The sequence below is a fragment of the Dietzia alimentaria 72 genome (assembly GCF_000226215.1).
Taxonomy (GTDB): domain Bacteria; phylum Actinomycetota; class Actinomycetes; order Mycobacteriales; family Mycobacteriaceae; genus Dietzia; species Dietzia alimentaria.
Genome location: NZ_AGFF01000023.1, coordinates 518,870 through 533,785, shown reverse-complemented (window position 1 = coordinate 533,785; position 14,916 = coordinate 518,870). Strand labels below are relative to the sequence as shown.

12 protein-coding genes are annotated in these 14,916 nt (G+C 65.8%); 4 read left to right on the top strand and 8 right to left on the bottom strand.

The window, feature by feature from the left end:
- The first annotated feature begins 135 nt into the window (after nucleotides 1-135).
- Entirely contained in the window at nucleotides 136-3,015 is a 2,880-nt protein-coding gene (gene gcvP / locus ON04_RS11925; RefSeq protein WP_010541855.1) for an aminomethyl-transferring glycine dehydrogenase, read from the top strand.
- A gap of 47 nt (nucleotides 3,016-3,062) precedes the next feature.
- Nucleotides 3,063-3,890 carry an 8-oxoguanine DNA glycosylase OGG fold protein gene (locus ON04_RS11920; protein WP_029458320.1) on the top strand — a complete coding sequence of 276 codons (828 nt, stop codon included), beginning with the start codon at nucleotides 3,063-3,065 and terminating at the stop codon, nucleotides 3,888-3,890.
- Between the two features lie 12 nt (nucleotides 3,891-3,902).
- Here the strand turns inward: ON04_RS11920 and ON04_RS11915 are convergent, their stop codons facing one another.
- Nucleotides 3,903-5,459, bottom strand: coding sequence for a fatty acyl-CoA synthetase (locus ON04_RS11915; RefSeq protein ID WP_010541853.1), 1,557 nt, complete (start codon nucleotides 5,457-5,459; stop codon nucleotides 3,903-3,905).
- Between the two features lie 115 nt (nucleotides 5,460-5,574).
- On the opposite strand from ON04_RS11915, the gene ON04_RS17295 reads away from it, so the two are divergent.
- Nucleotides 5,575-6,282: a YchJ family protein gene (locus tag ON04_RS17295; protein WP_337998990.1), complete on the top strand. Its 708-nt coding sequence runs from the start codon at nucleotides 5,575-5,577 to the stop codon at nucleotides 6,280-6,282.
- On the opposite strand, the gene ON04_RS11910 is transcribed toward ON04_RS17295, so the two are convergent.
- From ON04_RS11910 to ON04_RS11880, 7 genes are all read right to left on the bottom strand, one after another.
- Nucleotides 6,272-6,799, bottom strand: a complete 528-nt coding sequence (locus ON04_RS11910; protein WP_010541851.1) for a hypothetical protein — start codon at nucleotides 6,797-6,799, stop codon at nucleotides 6,272-6,274. The genes ON04_RS17295 and ON04_RS11910 overlap by 11 nt on opposite strands.
- A gap of 55 nt (nucleotides 6,800-6,854) precedes the next feature.
- Nucleotides 6,855-7,832, bottom strand: coding sequence for a TY-Chap domain-containing protein (locus ON04_RS11905; RefSeq protein ID WP_010541850.1), 978 nt, complete (start codon nucleotides 7,830-7,832; stop codon nucleotides 6,855-6,857).
- Nucleotides 7,833-7,903: 71 nt separating this feature from the next.
- Entirely contained in the window at nucleotides 7,904-8,713 is an 810-nt protein-coding gene (locus ON04_RS11900) for an NUDIX hydrolase (RefSeq protein ID WP_010541849.1), read from the bottom strand.
- A 58-nt stretch (nucleotides 8,714-8,771) separates the two neighbouring features.
- Nucleotides 8,772-9,398, bottom strand: coding sequence for a TetR/AcrR family transcriptional regulator (locus tag ON04_RS11895; protein ID WP_010541848.1), 627 nt, complete (start codon nucleotides 9,396-9,398; stop codon nucleotides 8,772-8,774).
- A complete protein-coding gene (locus ON04_RS11890; protein WP_010541847.1) occupies nucleotides 9,395-9,853 on the bottom strand; it encodes a DUF3817 domain-containing protein in 459 nt (152 codons plus the stop codon). The genes ON04_RS11895 and ON04_RS11890 overlap by 4 nt, the downstream gene beginning before the upstream one ends.
- 85 nt (nucleotides 9,854-9,938) lie before the next feature.
- Nucleotides 9,939-12,485, bottom strand: a complete 2,547-nt coding sequence (locus ON04_RS11885; RefSeq protein WP_010541846.1) for a DEAD/DEAH box helicase — start codon at nucleotides 12,483-12,485, stop codon at nucleotides 9,939-9,941.
- A gap of 40 nt (nucleotides 12,486-12,525) precedes the next feature.
- Nucleotides 12,526-13,464, bottom strand: a complete 939-nt coding sequence (locus tag ON04_RS11880) for a proteasome assembly chaperone family protein (RefSeq protein WP_010541845.1) — start codon at nucleotides 13,462-13,464, stop codon at nucleotides 12,526-12,528.
- A 285-nt stretch (nucleotides 13,465-13,749) separates the two neighbouring features.
- On the opposite strand from ON04_RS11880, the gene ON04_RS11875 reads away from it, so the two are divergent.
- On the top strand, nucleotides 13,750-14,916 hold the full coding sequence (locus tag ON04_RS11875) for a DUF4192 family protein (RefSeq protein ID WP_010541844.1): 1,167 nt from the start codon (nucleotides 13,750-13,752) through the stop codon (nucleotides 14,914-14,916).

Here is a 14,916-nt window from a genome sequence, read left to right as displayed (position 1 = left end):
GGGAAAGCGAAGCCCTGAGAACGGGCCTCGTGAATCTCTCAGGCGCCGGCGTATGCCGGCAGGGGACAGAGCGGAGAGGGTAGCACCGGCCCGCCGGCCGCCCGGACGGGCGGCCCAGCCCCCCGAGGAGCACCTGTGACGACGACCCCACACACCGCCCGGAACCGAGGCGAGTTCGTCGCCCGCCATCTGGGACCCGATGCCGACGGTCTTGCCCATATCCTGGACACGATCGGTGTGAGTTCCCTGGGTGAGCTCGCCGAACGCGTGGTTCCGCCGGTGATCATCGACGAAGTCGGTGCTGACGGGCGTGCTGCCGGGATCGACGCCCTGCCCGAGCCGCTGTCAGAGGCCAAAACCCTCGCTGCACTGCGTGAATTGGCTAACCGCAACACTGTCGCGGTGTCGATGATCGGCCAAGGCTATTACGACACCCTCACCCCGCCGGTACTGATCCGCAACATCATCGAGAGCCCCGCCTGGTACACGGGCTACACCCCGTACCAGCCGGAGATCAGCCAGGGCCGCCTTGAGGCCCTGCTCAACTTCCAGACGATGGTCGCCGACCTCACGGGCATGGACATGGCTAATGCTTCCATGCTCGACGAGGGGACGGCCGCAGCGGAGGCGATGACCATGCTCCGACGGGCGAACCGCTCGTCCAAAAGCAACCGTTTCGCCGTCGACGTGGACGTGTTCCCCCAGACCGCAGCGATCATTGCCACCCGCGCCGAGCCGCTGGGGGTCGAGATAGTCACAACCGACCTTGTCAACGGTGGGCTTCCCGAGGGTGAGTTCTTCGGCGCGCTCGTCCAGACGCCCGGTTCATCCGGTCGAGTCGCCGACATCGCCAAGCTCATCGAGGAGTGCCATGAGCGAGGCGTCCTGGTGGCCGCAGGTGTGGATCTGCTGGCCGCCACCGTCTTTACCCCGCCGGGGGAGAAAAGTGCCGACGCATGCTTCGGCACGACTCAGCGCTTCGGCGTACCGATGGGTTTCGGCGGGCCCCACGCGGGATTCCTGGCCTGCCGGACTCCGCACGCGCGTAACCTACCGGGGCGTCTGGTCGGGGTGTCGACGGACGCGGACGGTCAGGTGGCCTACCGTCTCGCGCTGCAGACCCGCGAGCAGCACATTCGACGTGACAAGGCAACGTCTAACATCTGTACCGCACAGGTGTTGCTCGCAGTCTTGGCGGCGATGTTTGCGTCGTACCACGGAGCCGAGGGACTGACGGCAATCGCTCGTCGCGTGCATGCGCACGCGACTGCACTGGCGGACGGGCTCAGCGCAGCTGGCGTCGAGGTGGTCCATGCGGACTTCTTCGATACCGTTCTGGTCCGGGCCCCCGGGCGCGCGGACGAGGTGCTCGCGGCCGCGGCCGATCGTGGAGTGAACCTGTGGAAGGTCGACAACGGCACTGTGTCGATCTCCTGCGACGAGGCCACCACTGCGGAGCACATCGGCATCGTCCTCGAGTCGTTCGGCGCCGGGCCGGGCTCTGCTGTTGAGGTCGTATCGGATTCGGAGGTCGGCGACCGCACGAGTGAGTTCCTCCAGCACGAGGCGTTCGTCCGCTATCGCACTGAGACGGCGATGCTTCGCTACCTGCGCGCGCTCTCGGACAAGGACATGGCGCTAGATCGGACCATGATCCCCTTGGGGTCGTGCACGATGAAGCTCAACGCCACCACGGAGATGGAGCCCATCACCTGGCCCGAGTTCAACCGCCTCCACCCTTTCGCCCCGGCTGAGCAGAACGTGGGCATCCGTGAGTTGGTCTCGGACGTCGAGCAGTGGCTCGTCGACATCACCGGGTATGCCGCGGTCAGCCTGCAGCCGAACGCGGGCAGTCAAGGCGAATACGCCGGCCTACTAGCGATCCGCGATTTCCACCGCTCGCGCGGCGACGACGACCGCACGGTGTGTCTGATCCCGTCGTCGGCCCACGGCACCAACGCGGCGTCCGCAGTGATGGCGGGAATGAAGGTCGTGGTGGTGGCGTGCCGTGAGAACGGCGACGTGGATGTGGACGACCTGCGGGCGAAGGTGGACAAGTACTCCGCCGAACTGTCGGCGATCATGATCACCTACCCGTCGACTCACGGTGTCTACGAGCACGACATCGAAGAGATCTGTGCAGTGGTCCACGACGCCGGCGGTCAGGTCTACATCGACGGCGCAAACCTCAACGCGCTGGTGGGCGTCGCCCGCCCAGGCCGGTTTGGCGGTGACGTCAGTCATCTCAACCTGCACAAAACGTTTTGTATCCCGCACGGTGGTGGCGGGCCGGGCGTCGGTCCCGTAGCCGTGGCGGAGCACCTACGCGAGTTCCTCCCCGGCCATCCGCACGTGGACGGCCTGGGTTCGGGGGGAGTGGTGTCGGCGGCGCCCTTCGGTTCGGCATCGATCCTGCCCATCACGTGGGCCTACATCCGCATGATGGGCGCAGACGGCCTCCGTGAAGCCACCCTGACCGCAATCGCTAGTGCCAACTACCTCGCTCGCCGGATTGGTGAGCACTTCCCCGTGCTGTACTCGGGTGAGGGTGGCTGGGTGGCGCACGAGTGCATCCTCGACCTGCGTCCTTTGATCGACTCGGTGGGGGTGTCGATCGACGACGTCGCGAAGCGTCTCGCCGACTACGGATTCCATGCGCCCACGATGAGTTTCCCGGTCCCCAATACCCTGATGGTGGAACCGACCGAGAGTGAGGACCTGGCTGAGCTTGATGCCTTCTGTGATGCCATGGCGGCGATTCGGGCGGAGATCGACAAGGTGGCAGCTGGCGACTGGACGGTGGACGACAATCCGCTGCGCGGCGCCCCCCACACAGCCGAGAGTGTCTCGGCGGACGAGTGGGAGCACGCGTACCCGCGTAGCGTGGCCGGTTACCCGCTGGGGCCCGCGTGGAGGCCCAAGGTGTGGCCGGCGGTGCGTCGGATCGACGGAGCTTACGGCGACCGGAACCTGGTCTGCTCGTGCCCCCCGTTGGAGGCGTTCGCACAGGACTGAGGTCAGTGGGTCCGGTGTTGTCGTACCGGCGTGGCACCGTACGCGGCATGACGACGACCGGACCCCGCCCAGCCCCTGCCCTTCCCGCTGCCTGCCTCGCCTGGTGTCGTGCCCAACCGCCCGCACTTCTCGTGGCCGATGAGTACGTCGAGATCGATCTCGACGTCTGGAACCTCCGGCTGGCGGAGAAGAGCGTCGACCTCAGATTGGTAGCAGGGGGGCCGGACGGCGGCCGCGTTGAAGCCGGAACGGGTTATCTGCGCCGCAGTGATCTGTGGGCCGCCGGTCGCCGTGCGCGAGGAAGTATCGAGGAGTCGGTGATCGCGCTCTACATGTGCGCAGCCTGGCTTTCAGGACACCCGCTACGCACGGGCATACGGCGGGGCCTACCGGACTTCCGCGTTCCAGAAGATGACCGTGGGAGCCAGCGTTCGGTTTCGTGCCACGGTTACCCGCTGGTCCTTCACGACGTCGTGAATTGGATCGACTCACCCGCTGAGGCCATGAACCTCCTGCGTCATGGTGCCCTGGAGGGCCGTGCAGGGGGTGGCGTCCCCGATCTCGGTTACCCGCTCGCGTCGCTCTATCTCTCTGCATTGGGCATGGCCTGGTCGCAGCAGAGCATCGTCCCCGTAGATCCCGCTGGCATCGGAACGCTTATTCACTCAGGATGGACGGAGGTCGATCCTGTCAGTCGGCTCACCCCCCGCCGGTATCAGAGCTATCTCGACGTAGTCTCCGAGTGGGCCGGAGAGGCTGCGGTGGACCCGCTGGTGGTGGAGATGTGGCTCGTACGCGACTGGCACGAGCGGCGTTCTCCGGCTACCCAGGTGGACGCGTCGGAACGAACCCCTCCGGGCAGCCGGCCGCGGTGAGACGGGCCAATTTTAGGTGTCGCGGAGCTTGCGCTTGAGGAGCTTGCCTGACTGATTACGAGGGAGCTCATCCACAAACACGACGCGCTTCGGCACCTTGAACGGCGCCAAGTGTTCGCGTGTGCCGTCGATGATCTCCTGTTCTGCGGCGTCTGCACCCTCCTTGAGAACGACGACCGCCGTCACGGCCTCGATCCACCTATTGTCAGGAGTTCCGATCACGGCGACCTCGGCTACCCGCTCGTCCATGTAGACGGCGTCTTCGACCTCGCGTGAGGCGACCAGAACACCGCCGGTGTTGATGACGTCTTTGATCCGGTCGACAACCTCGATGAACCCCTCGGCGTCCCGCACCACGAGATCACCGGAGTGGAACCACCCATCGCGGAAGGCTTCGGCTGTTGCCTCCGGCTTGTTCCAGTAGCCCTGACACAGCTGCGGCGACCGGTAGACCACCTCACCTCGTTCGCCATCGGCAACGTCAACACCAGCCTCGTCGACGACGCGCGCCTCGACGAAGAACACTGCGCGGCCCGCACTCGCCGGGCGGGCGTCATGCTCCTCGGGTCGGAGGACGCACGCGAGCGGTCCGATCTCGGACTGCCCGAAACAGTTGTAGAAACCGAGGTCGGGGTAGTGAGCGCGGAGTCTCTGCAACACGGTCACCGGCATGATCGATGCGCCGTACTGCGCCTTTTTCAAGCTTGACAGGTCGCGCGTCTCCAGATCGGGGTGGGAGGCGAGGGGGACCCACACGGTGGGGGCGAGGAAGAGCGAACCGATCTTGTCGACCTCCACGCGGCGCAGGATCTCCGGGATGTCCGGAGCTGCCATGAGATGCACGGTGGCGCCGAGCGACAGGTATGGCAGTGCAAACACGTGCATAGCGGCGGAATGGTAGAGCGGCATGGTGACCAGAGGTTCGTCGTCCGCCGCTAGATCGAGGGTGAGGATGCAGCTGACGTACTCGTGGACCAGTGCCGAGTGCGTCATCATGGCGCCCTTGGCTCGGGAGGTAGTCCCGGAGGTGTACAGGAGTTGCGCCAGGTCATCGCCGGTGGCGGGGGAGTCCACCGGAGTGACCGGCCCGCCGGCACGTGCCACACCGAGCAGGGTGTCGGTCTCGTCCTCACCCGTTGAGGGCAGGAGGGCCAAGGAGTGCAGGCCGGGCAGGGACTCCAGCACAGTGTCGAGGGTGGCGGCCTGGGCGGGGTCCACCAGGACGAGGGAGGCCCCGGAGTCGGTGAGAAGGTAAGCGAGCTCACCCCCGGTGAGAGCGTAGTTCACCGGGACGTGGGTGAACCCGGCGCGCGAGATGGCGAGAAACGCAATGAGGTAAGCGTCGGAATTTATGCCATAAGCGGCGATTCGGGCACCCTGCTCAATTCCCCGGTTGGCAAGAAGGGCGGCGACCCGGTCGACGGCGGCGTCAAGTTCAGCGTAGGTCCACCGGCGGTCCCCGAATGTCAGGGCGATGCGGCCGGGGTAGCGCGAGGCAGAACGGCGGAGAACCGCGTCGATCGTGCCTGAAGCGACGGCCGGGTTTGCGGGGAATGAGGCTGTGGTCATCTCGTGAGCCTATCGATCGACCGCTCCTTCAGGCTCCGGTTCCGAAACGGTTCCCCCGTCTGCGGCGCACCGAAGCGGAACAGGCACGCAGTCGTTGTCTCAGTCGCGCTTTCGGATGAGGTCCAGCACTGGCGCGGGGATCGCTCCGCTGGCTTCACGTGGCGTCCAGTGCTCGCTCGGCACCCATTGCGAGCCGCACCCGCGGCAGGCGAAGAGGGGCTCATCCCGGCGTTCCACAGGGGTCTTGTTCCATTTGCACAGATCGCGGCAGGACCGCACGCGCAGTGGCTTGTTGTCCGGATCTGGTTCGCGTCGCGCGAATGCGCGGAGGGGGTTGCAGCTGGACATGTCGGTGTCCAGATTAGTCCGTCCGGTTAACTCCTCGTCGGTATCGTGGGCGGAATCACCGAGAGGACGGAACTCACAGATGACGGAATGTCCGTGTGGGGGCGGGGAGAATTTGGGGGCATGCTGCGGCCCGCTCGTGGAAGACGGGATGCCGGCCGAAACGGCGGTGCAGTTGATGCGCTCCCGGTACAGAGCGTTTGCCCTCGGCCGCGAAGATCATCTCTGGCGCACATGGCACCCGCGTACTAGGCCGCCTGCGGTGGAAGTGGGAGGCGTCGAATGGACTGGTCTTACTGTTGTCGATGTGGTGGCGGGGGGCCGGACCGACGAACATGGTGAGGTCGAGTTCGAAGTTCGCTTCGCGGGTTCGGATGGGCCGGAGGTGTTGCGTGAGCGCTCGCGTTTCGAGCGCCGGGGCGGACGGTGGACCTACCTGGAGGGTGGGGATCCCGCTGTAAAGCCTACTAATCCGTAGGGTCGGAGGGCTGACGAGTCACGGTGATCGACCCGATCGTCCGCGGGCTGGTCATCTCGATCCGGCCGATGCGGGTGCCTCGTGGCATGGTCCAGGCGACCGTCCCCTGAATCTGCTCGCCGGTTGTGGTCATGACCGAAGGGACGAGCGGGTCATCGATAACTCCCGCCGGATTCTCGATCTGCTCGAACCGCGCACCAGCCGGATCGAACGCAGAAAAATCTGCTGGCCCCAGAACAGGCTGTCCCGCGGATTGCACTGCTCGCACGTCCACCGCCATCACGACGTCCGAGTACATGGACGAGGGCACGATTCTCAGGTTGGACAGGGTGACGGTGGCATCCCAATTCTCGGCGCCTACCGGGAACGGTCGGTCGAACTGCTGGGAGGTGGGCACGGGGCCGGATTGTTCCCTGGCAGGCGATGCGCCCACGCGCTGATCTGCATCTGAACTAGAACAAGCTCCGGTCAACGTGGCGGCCGCGATGAGAACGGCGGCGAGGGTGGCGCGGCGCATTGGGCGCTCCTGATGCTTCGATCGTGGGCCGGGCTCGTCCCGGCAGGTGGTTATCTTACTGCTCGCTGTTCTCCGGATCATCGGCGGCGTGAAGGTCACGCCACCGACGGCCGGCGACTCGTCGTGCGAGATCCGAGTAGATGTCGTCGAGTTCCGCCGAGATCTCAGTTAGCTGAATCTTGAAGTTGACCGGGACAAACACCCGGTCGACGAACTCCGACTCGGCCTTGATCGTGCCGCCGTCGAACACATATCTGCACCAGAGTGAGTCGCGGTTGAGAATCGCCACCTCGATCTCCGCCGCGGCGGCGTCCTCGACTCCGGCGACGAGCAGGCTTCGGAAGACGATGAGCGGCAGAGACCGGTGAGCGCGGATGAAAAGCAGGACGCGCCCTGCGGGGACGGTGAAGACGCCGTGTTCGTCAGGTTCGAGCCGCTGGTGATACACCTCCGCGAGTGCCGTCCCTATCGCGCGAGTGGCCTGGTCCGGATCGGTGATGGGCAGGGGCCGGAAATCGGTGTCGTCGGAGAGTCCGTCGTTCGTCGTGGGTTCGATCGACTCGACGGTGTCCGGACTTTTGGCATCGTGGAGAAAGACTGGGCGGGGGATCCCGAAGACGCGTTCCATCGTCCCTGCGACCAGGTGTGCCAATTCGCTGGCTCGCGCGACGGGGAGTCCGATCCCGGGGCGCGATTCGTCGCCACCGGCGTCTGCGGACTCGGTTTCCGCCGCCGGGTCACCGGATCGGCCGGTGTGCCAGCCGAGTGCGACTAGTTGATCCAGCTGTGCCGGGCGGAGTGGGGTCGGAGCGTCCTCGGAGCCGCCGCTGGAGACCTCGGCGTGGAGGTGGCCAGGCTTATCGGCGGTGAACCTGATATAGGAAGTCTGTGTAGAGGGGGCACCGAGTACCGGCACCGACACATCGAATGTCGCGCCGGGGACGAGGTCTTGCAGGAGCCCTGCGAGGCGGGCAGCGAAGTGCTCCCATCCAGCGGTGATCGACGCATCGACGTCGAACTCGGATTCCGGCATGCATCGCAGTCAACCACCGAGCCGCCGCATCCGTCAGCGGATCGACGCTGTCCGTCGCCTCAAGTTCGATCTCAGGCCGGTGAATGCCCGGCTTGGTAGTCCGCCCAATACTCGTCCGAACCGTCGAACCCAACCCGGATCTGGCCCCCGTGCTCGATGATCTCGGGCTGGATGGGGGAGATGGTGCGCTCATCTGCCAGAGCCGAGGCCACATCTACATACTCAGCCAGCCGGCGGAGCTGCGCCCAGGTCGGCGGCAGCAGCATGGAGCGGCCCTGGCGAAAGTCCTCGAGTAGATCGAGGGGGCGTGCCCACATTGTGAGGTCCACCTCGCTGGTCTGATCGTCGGGTTCCTGACCGACAGGCAGGGCCGCGACGAAGAAACGCGTGTCGTAACGTCGCTTCTCTGCCGCCGGGGTGATCCAGTGGTCGAAGGGGCGTAACCGACCGGCGGCGAGGGAGAGTTGGTTGTCCTCGAGAAAGCGACTGAGCGTGAGCCGATGGCCCTCGAGTTCCGCGCGGCTGGAGTGATAGCGTCCCGCGTCGGACACCGGGTCGCCGTCGAGGTGGTCAGCGAGCAGGACGCCGCACTCCTCGAACGTCTCGCGTGCGGCAGCACACACGAGTCGCCGAGCCCGCGGCTCATCACAGCCGAGACGATCGGCCCACCACGCGGGAGCGGGCCCGGTCCACGCAAGATCAGGATCGTCGTCGGAGGCGTCGACGCCCCCACCGGGGAAGACGGTCATGCCCCCGGCGAACGCCATCCCTTTGACGCGTCTCGCGGCAAACACCTCCGGCCCGGTGTTGGAGTCGCGGATCACCATCACGGTGGAGGCGTCCTTGATCGATGGAGTGGTGGAGTCCCGGACCTCGGTCATGGTGCCAGTCTCGCCCGGCGGGGGGAAGCTCATCGCACCGGGGTCCGGGAAAGGGCCGTTAGGCCTGCTGAGGCCTTCCGGCTGGGGAGGGAAGCGCGCCGTGGAGAACTCGACGGACGTGATCTGTGAACTCTTTGCGGCTGTCACGGCTGGCGGAGCGTTCGACTCCACACCGCACGATGGTCATGTACATGACGTCGTACACGACCTGTGCCGATGCATGGAGGCTCTCCGGAGCGGCGTTGTCGGCGGAGTACCGGCCCAGGATGACAGTGATGATCCCGCGGAGTTCACGCAGGATCTGCTGCGCTTCCGCGCGGTGGGGGCCAGGTTCCCCGAACAGGGTTTCGCGGTGGTAGGCCGCGATATTCTCTGGCTGATTGTCGACTGCCAGGAGCAGCGGGTTGCACAGCACGACCAGATCCTCGACCGGGTCACCGGTATCGGGAATGGTCTCGACCATTGCCCGGAACTGGTCGTTGGCCACCATGCACAGGAGCTCGCTTTTAGACTGCGCGTACCGGAAAAGGGTCCCGGTTCCGACCTCGGCCCGATCTGCGACCTCTTGGGTGGTGACCGAGGAATAGCCGCGTCGTGTGAACAGATCCCTGGCGGCCGCGTGGATCCGCCGCTGTTTGTCGGCCTTGTTCTGCTCTCTGCGTCCGGGCTCGCGGACCGAGGTCATGAGAACCACTCTGTGGGCTTGCCGGCCACCAACAACAGTGAGAACACGATTGCCACCGCGATGAGCGCGATGAGTAGCGACACGACCGGAGACCTCAGTGCAAAGGCCAGAACTCGCTCCGGGAAAGACAGGGGTTTGTCGCCGCCGGGACCGAGACGCCAGGGGCCCTCAAGTAGGCCGCGACGATCGACGGACCGGTCGAATGGCACGGTCGCGTACGGGACGACAGCTGACACCAGCCCCAGGAGGCCCGTCCTCGCAGACCAGCGCTTGTCGGTCCAGACCGCCACCGTGGCCACGACGTAACAAAGGAACACAAACCCGTGGATGCCACCGCCGATCCTGGTGGCCCAGTCGAGTTCAAAACCATACTTACCAATCATGCCCAGGATCAGCAGGGTCCACGTGATCACCTCCGCGAACGCGAGCCTCGTGTACAGGGTGCGGGGGGTCACGGCGGGCCTCCATCGATCGGTTGGGGGTTCGCCGCACATCGTACGGGCCCTCGACTCTGTGACCGGCCACACCCTGCCGCCTGCGTCACCCCGCGAGGGTGAGGGACGAGAACCGAACCTCCCCGGCCTCATCGCTGGCCTCGAGATCCACCACTCCCTCGATGGCCCAGCCGTGGTCACCTTCCGGGTCGTCGAGGACCTGGCGAACCCTCCATGTCCCCGGTTCCACACCGGCGCCGGTTTCGGTCACTGAGAAAAGCGCGGGGCCGCGCGCCTCCGGGCCGATACCAATCGAGTCGTACTCGTCCCAGTAGGCGTCGATCTCGGTGTCCCAGTTGGGGTGCTCGGGTACGAACTCGTCCGTCTGCACCAGTCGTTCGATGTCGTCCCTGGCCAACAGTTCCACCCGGCGGAACATCGCGTTGCGGACCATCACCCGGAACGCGCGGTGGTTCGCGGTGACCGGCCGCGAGCTCCCGGCGGTCTGTCCGAATGCCAACTCGGCAACCTGCTCGGCCGTCACGTTCGGGTCGGTCAGCAGTTCCCACTCGTCGAGCAGGCTGGAGTCGACCTGGCGGACGAGTTCGCCGAGCCACTCCACCAGGTCGTCGAACTCCTCGGTGCGTAGGTCGGCCGGCACGGTCTGCCGCAACGTGCGGTAGGCGTCGGTGAGATAGCGCAGGACCGCGCCCTCTGAGCGGCCCAGGCCGTAGGCGGAGACGAGGTCGGAAAACGTCATGCCCCGTTCGACCATCAGCCTCACGACGGATTTGGGAGAGGGCTCGATTCCCGAGACCCAGGGGTGCCCGGCGCGATACACGTCGTAGGCGTCGGCAATGAGGTCACCGAGCGGTGTGGGCCAGGAGATGTCCTCAACGAGTTCCATCCTCTCGGAGTATTCGACGCCGTCGGCTTTGAGCGATGCGATCGCCTCGCCACGGGCCTCGCGCTGTTGTGCGTAGAGGATGGGGCGGGGGTCGTCCAACACTGCCTCGATGATCGAAACCAGGTCGAGTTCCGGTGAGGCGGAGTCCGGATCGAGGACCTCCATCGCGGCTATGGCGAACGGGGCGAGAGGCTGGTTCAGCGCGAAGTCTCGCTGGAGGTCGACGGTCAGCTGCACGTGGCGGCCGTCTCCGTCCGGTTCACCGAGCCGTTCGACGATCCCCGCTGATTCCAGCCCTCGGAAGAGTTCGATCGACCGGAGCACGTGCTGGCGGGTCCGGGCGCGGGTCTCGTGGGAGGCCAGCAGTAGGTTCTTCATGTGGGCGTAGCAGCTGCCCGGCCTGGAGATCACGTTGAGCAACATCGAGTTGCTCACCTCGAACCGGCTGGTGAGCTGCTCGGGTTGGGCGCCGACAAGCTTGTCGAAAGTGGACTGCGACCAGTTGACAAAGCCCTCTGGGGGCTTCTTTTTGGCGGTCTTGCCCTTCTTCTTAGGGTTGGCGGCCGCCTTCGCCGCAGCCTTGACGTTCTCGATCTCGTGTTCGGGGGCCAGGACCTCGACGTAGCCCTGGGTGTCGTAGCCCGCACGCCCGGCACGACCGGCGATCTGATGGAACTCACGCGCTTTGAGAACACGCTGGCGGCGACCGTCGAACTTGGTCAGGCCGGTGAACAGCACGGTGCGGATGGGGACGTTGATACCCACGCCCAGGGTGTCGGTGCCGCAGATGACGGTGAGCAGCCCGTCCTGGGCGAGCCGCTCGACGAGGCGGCGATACTTGGGGAGCATCCCCGCATGGTGGACGCCGATGCCCTGGACAAGGAGTTTGCGGAGGGTGCGTCCAAAAGCAGTGCTGAAGCGAAAGCCGCCGATTTCCTCGGTGATAGCGGTTTTGCGCTCCTTGGGGGCCACAGCCAGCGACGTCAGTGCTTGTGCCTGCTCGAGTGCTGCGGCCTGCGTGAAGTGGACGATGTAGACGGGCGCCTTGTCGTCGCGCAAGAGTAATTCGACCGACTCGTGGACCCCTGTGAAGGCGTAGTCGAAAGATAGGGGGACAGGGCGCTCGGTACCACCGATGTACGTGCAGTCGCGTCCGGTCCGCACGCGCAGGTCTTCGACCAACCAGCCGACGTCTCCGAGGGTCGCGGACATGAGGAGGAACTGGGTATCTGGCAGTTCGATGAGTGGGACCTGCCAGGCCCAGCCGCGATCGGGTTCGGAGTAGTAATGGAACTCGTCCATCACCACTTGACCGATCTCGGCCGCTGCCCCCTCGCGTAAAGCGATGTTGGCCACGATCTCGGCGGTGGCGCACACGATGGGCGCGTCGGCGTTGACGGCGGCATCCCCGGTGAGCATGCCCACGTTCTCGGCGCCGAATACCTCGCAGAGCGCGAAGAACTTCTCGCTGACCAACGCTTTGATCGGAGCGGTGTAGTAACTGCGTTCGCCGCGAGCCATGGCGGCGAAGTGCGCGCCCAGCGCGACTAGCGACTTCCCGGATCCGGTGGGCGTAGCAAGGATGACGTGGCTCCCCGCAGCGATCTCGAGGACCGCTTCTTCCTGGGCGGGATACGGGGTCAGGCCCCTGTCGGCAGCCCAGGCGACGAAGGCGTCGAAGACCGCCTCTTCGAAGAGATCGGAGGGGACGTCGTCCAGGTCTGTGAGGAGATCGGGCAGATGCACCCGACCGAGCCTAGCCGCCCGGCCGGGTGCACTCATTCCATCACTGGTCCGCGCCGTGCTCACCTTCGCCGGACTGCTGTGCGAGGAAGCGCTCGAACTCGGCTCCGATCTCGTCTCCGGACGGTAATGGCTTGCCGCCGGGGTTGAGCGAGTCGGAGCCCTGGCGGGCCTCAATGAACTCGTCGTACTGCTTCTCCATGAGTTCCACCGCGGTCCGGACCTCCGCGTTGCCCGAGATCTGAGCGTTCACCTGCACGGTGAACTCCTCTGCGGCCTCGTCGAGTTCCCCCGTGGGCAGGTCTAGCTCGGTTACCTTGGCGACGCTGCTGACCAGATGGCTCACGGCCGCCGGGTAGGCGGTCTGGGAAAGGTACTGCGGCACGTGGACGGTGAAGCCCGCCGACGGGATTCCCTGTTCGGCCATGCGCAGTTCCAGGAGGCTGCTGATGTTGCCCGGGATGGAGAATTCGCCGGGCCAAGCGGTGAAGCCGCGGATCAGGTCCACATCGCTGGCGTGCGCGCTCGAGTTGGTGGGCCGTGTGTGCGGCACGCTCAGCGGGATCGCGCCGAGTCCGACGGACATGCGGACCCCGAAGGATCCGGCCAGATCGATCACGGATTCGGTGAATCCGTCCCAACGCAGGTCGGGTTCGAGACCCGACAGCAGGAGGAATGAGGTGCCGTCCGCGGCCTTGACGGCGTGCATCTGGATTGTGGGCTCGGCGTACTCCGCGAAGTGGTCGAACGAGTACTTGAGTTGGGGGCGACGCGAGCGGTAGTCAACCAACTCATCGACGTCGAATTCCACGATCAATTGTGAGTCCAGCTTTTCGCGAAAGTGCTCGGTGGCGCCCTGAATCGCCTGGCCGGCGTCGGAGAACCCTTCGAGACCGTGAACGAGAACCGGTCCGCGACCGTCCTCCGAACGCAGGTCCGGAACGGGTTGAACTAGTCGGTACAGATCGCTGTGCCTGGCCATGTCGTCTCCTCTCGTCACCACAACCCGTCCACCGGGTGGAGGGGCTCGCCCGGTCGTCCATCCGGGACGGGGGGTTCACCACTTTGTCAACGTCATGGGCCCGCTGTTGATTCCCGTCGGGGTTCCCACATGTCGCGTGTCCTCCACAGGCGACGGGCCGGATGTCCGTCACGGGCGGGTTCCTGCCATGCCCGTATCCGATGGTTGAGCCGGTGCAGGGCACCAGCGGACCGCTTCCCGCGACGGGGACGGACGTGTGACCGATGACGAGACGGGTGGACGGCGATGAATTCAAACGCATGGACGGACGAGGGCGGAGCGAACGAAGAAGGCACGACCGAGCGAACGGTGGTGATCTCCTCTCCTGAGGAATTGATCGCTTCGATCCCGTCGATGTTGGGTTTTCCGCCGGGGCCCGGTTCGGTGGTGGTGATGTGCGGCAGGATGACGGACGGCGGACAGGGTCCGGTCGTACGAATGGATGTGGACGAGTTGCTGGGCGACTGGATCGACCCGGATGAGGACGACACCCTGCTCGGTGGATTCGATCCGGAAGCGGGGGCCTCCGACGATCCCGGGAAAAGTGCGAGAGTGCCTTTGCGCTACGGCACGGCGCAGGGGCTTGCACGGTTCTGCGCACGAGAAGGTGTGACGGAGGCCCATCTGGTGGTGGTCCACGAGGACTGCGCCGACGAGTACGGGGCGGGGCTGCGTGCACAGGACGCGGCCTCCGCCTTCGATTACTGGCTCGGTGGGGCGGGTACGAAGGTGATGGCCGCGTACGGAGTGGGGGAGTTCGCCGTGGGTGCGCCGTGGATCGACCTGTTCGGCATGGTCCGGGGTGTGCAGGTGGACCCGGATTCCACCCAGATCGCGGCGGTGCATGCATTTGACGGTCGCGTACGGGCGGATTCGCGACACCAGATCGACAGCTTGTACCGGACTCGGGATGCTGACGCACGCGATGTCGATGCGGGCGAGGTCGGTGTGCGCGGTTCCGAGGCCGGGGAACGCTTGGGGGAGCCGGGGCGCAACCCGTCCGCGGCCTCGGTCGTCGGTGCGGTGGAAGCCCACGGTGACGCGGTGCGACGGCTCGAGGTGGGGGAGGAGGTCGACGACGACGAGTTGGCCATCCTCGGGAGGTCCCTGCTCGTAATCGCCGTGCGGGACGAACTCTACAAGGGTCTCGCCCAGCGGGGGCTGAGCGATGGCGACGGCCGCCGCACGTTGTGGTGGGCGATCGCGCGCCGTCGACCCGGACGCGAACGCTCGGTGGCGCTACTGCTGTTGGGGGCGGCAGCGTACTTCTCGGGCAGCGGCGTCCACGCGTGGTCAGCGCTGACCGCGGCACTCGACGCGGATGCCGGAAACTCGCTGGCCGGGCTCCTTCTGCACGGTCTCCGCCACGGCCTCGCCCCCGAGAGGTTACGCCGCGTGGCCGAGGTGGCCTGA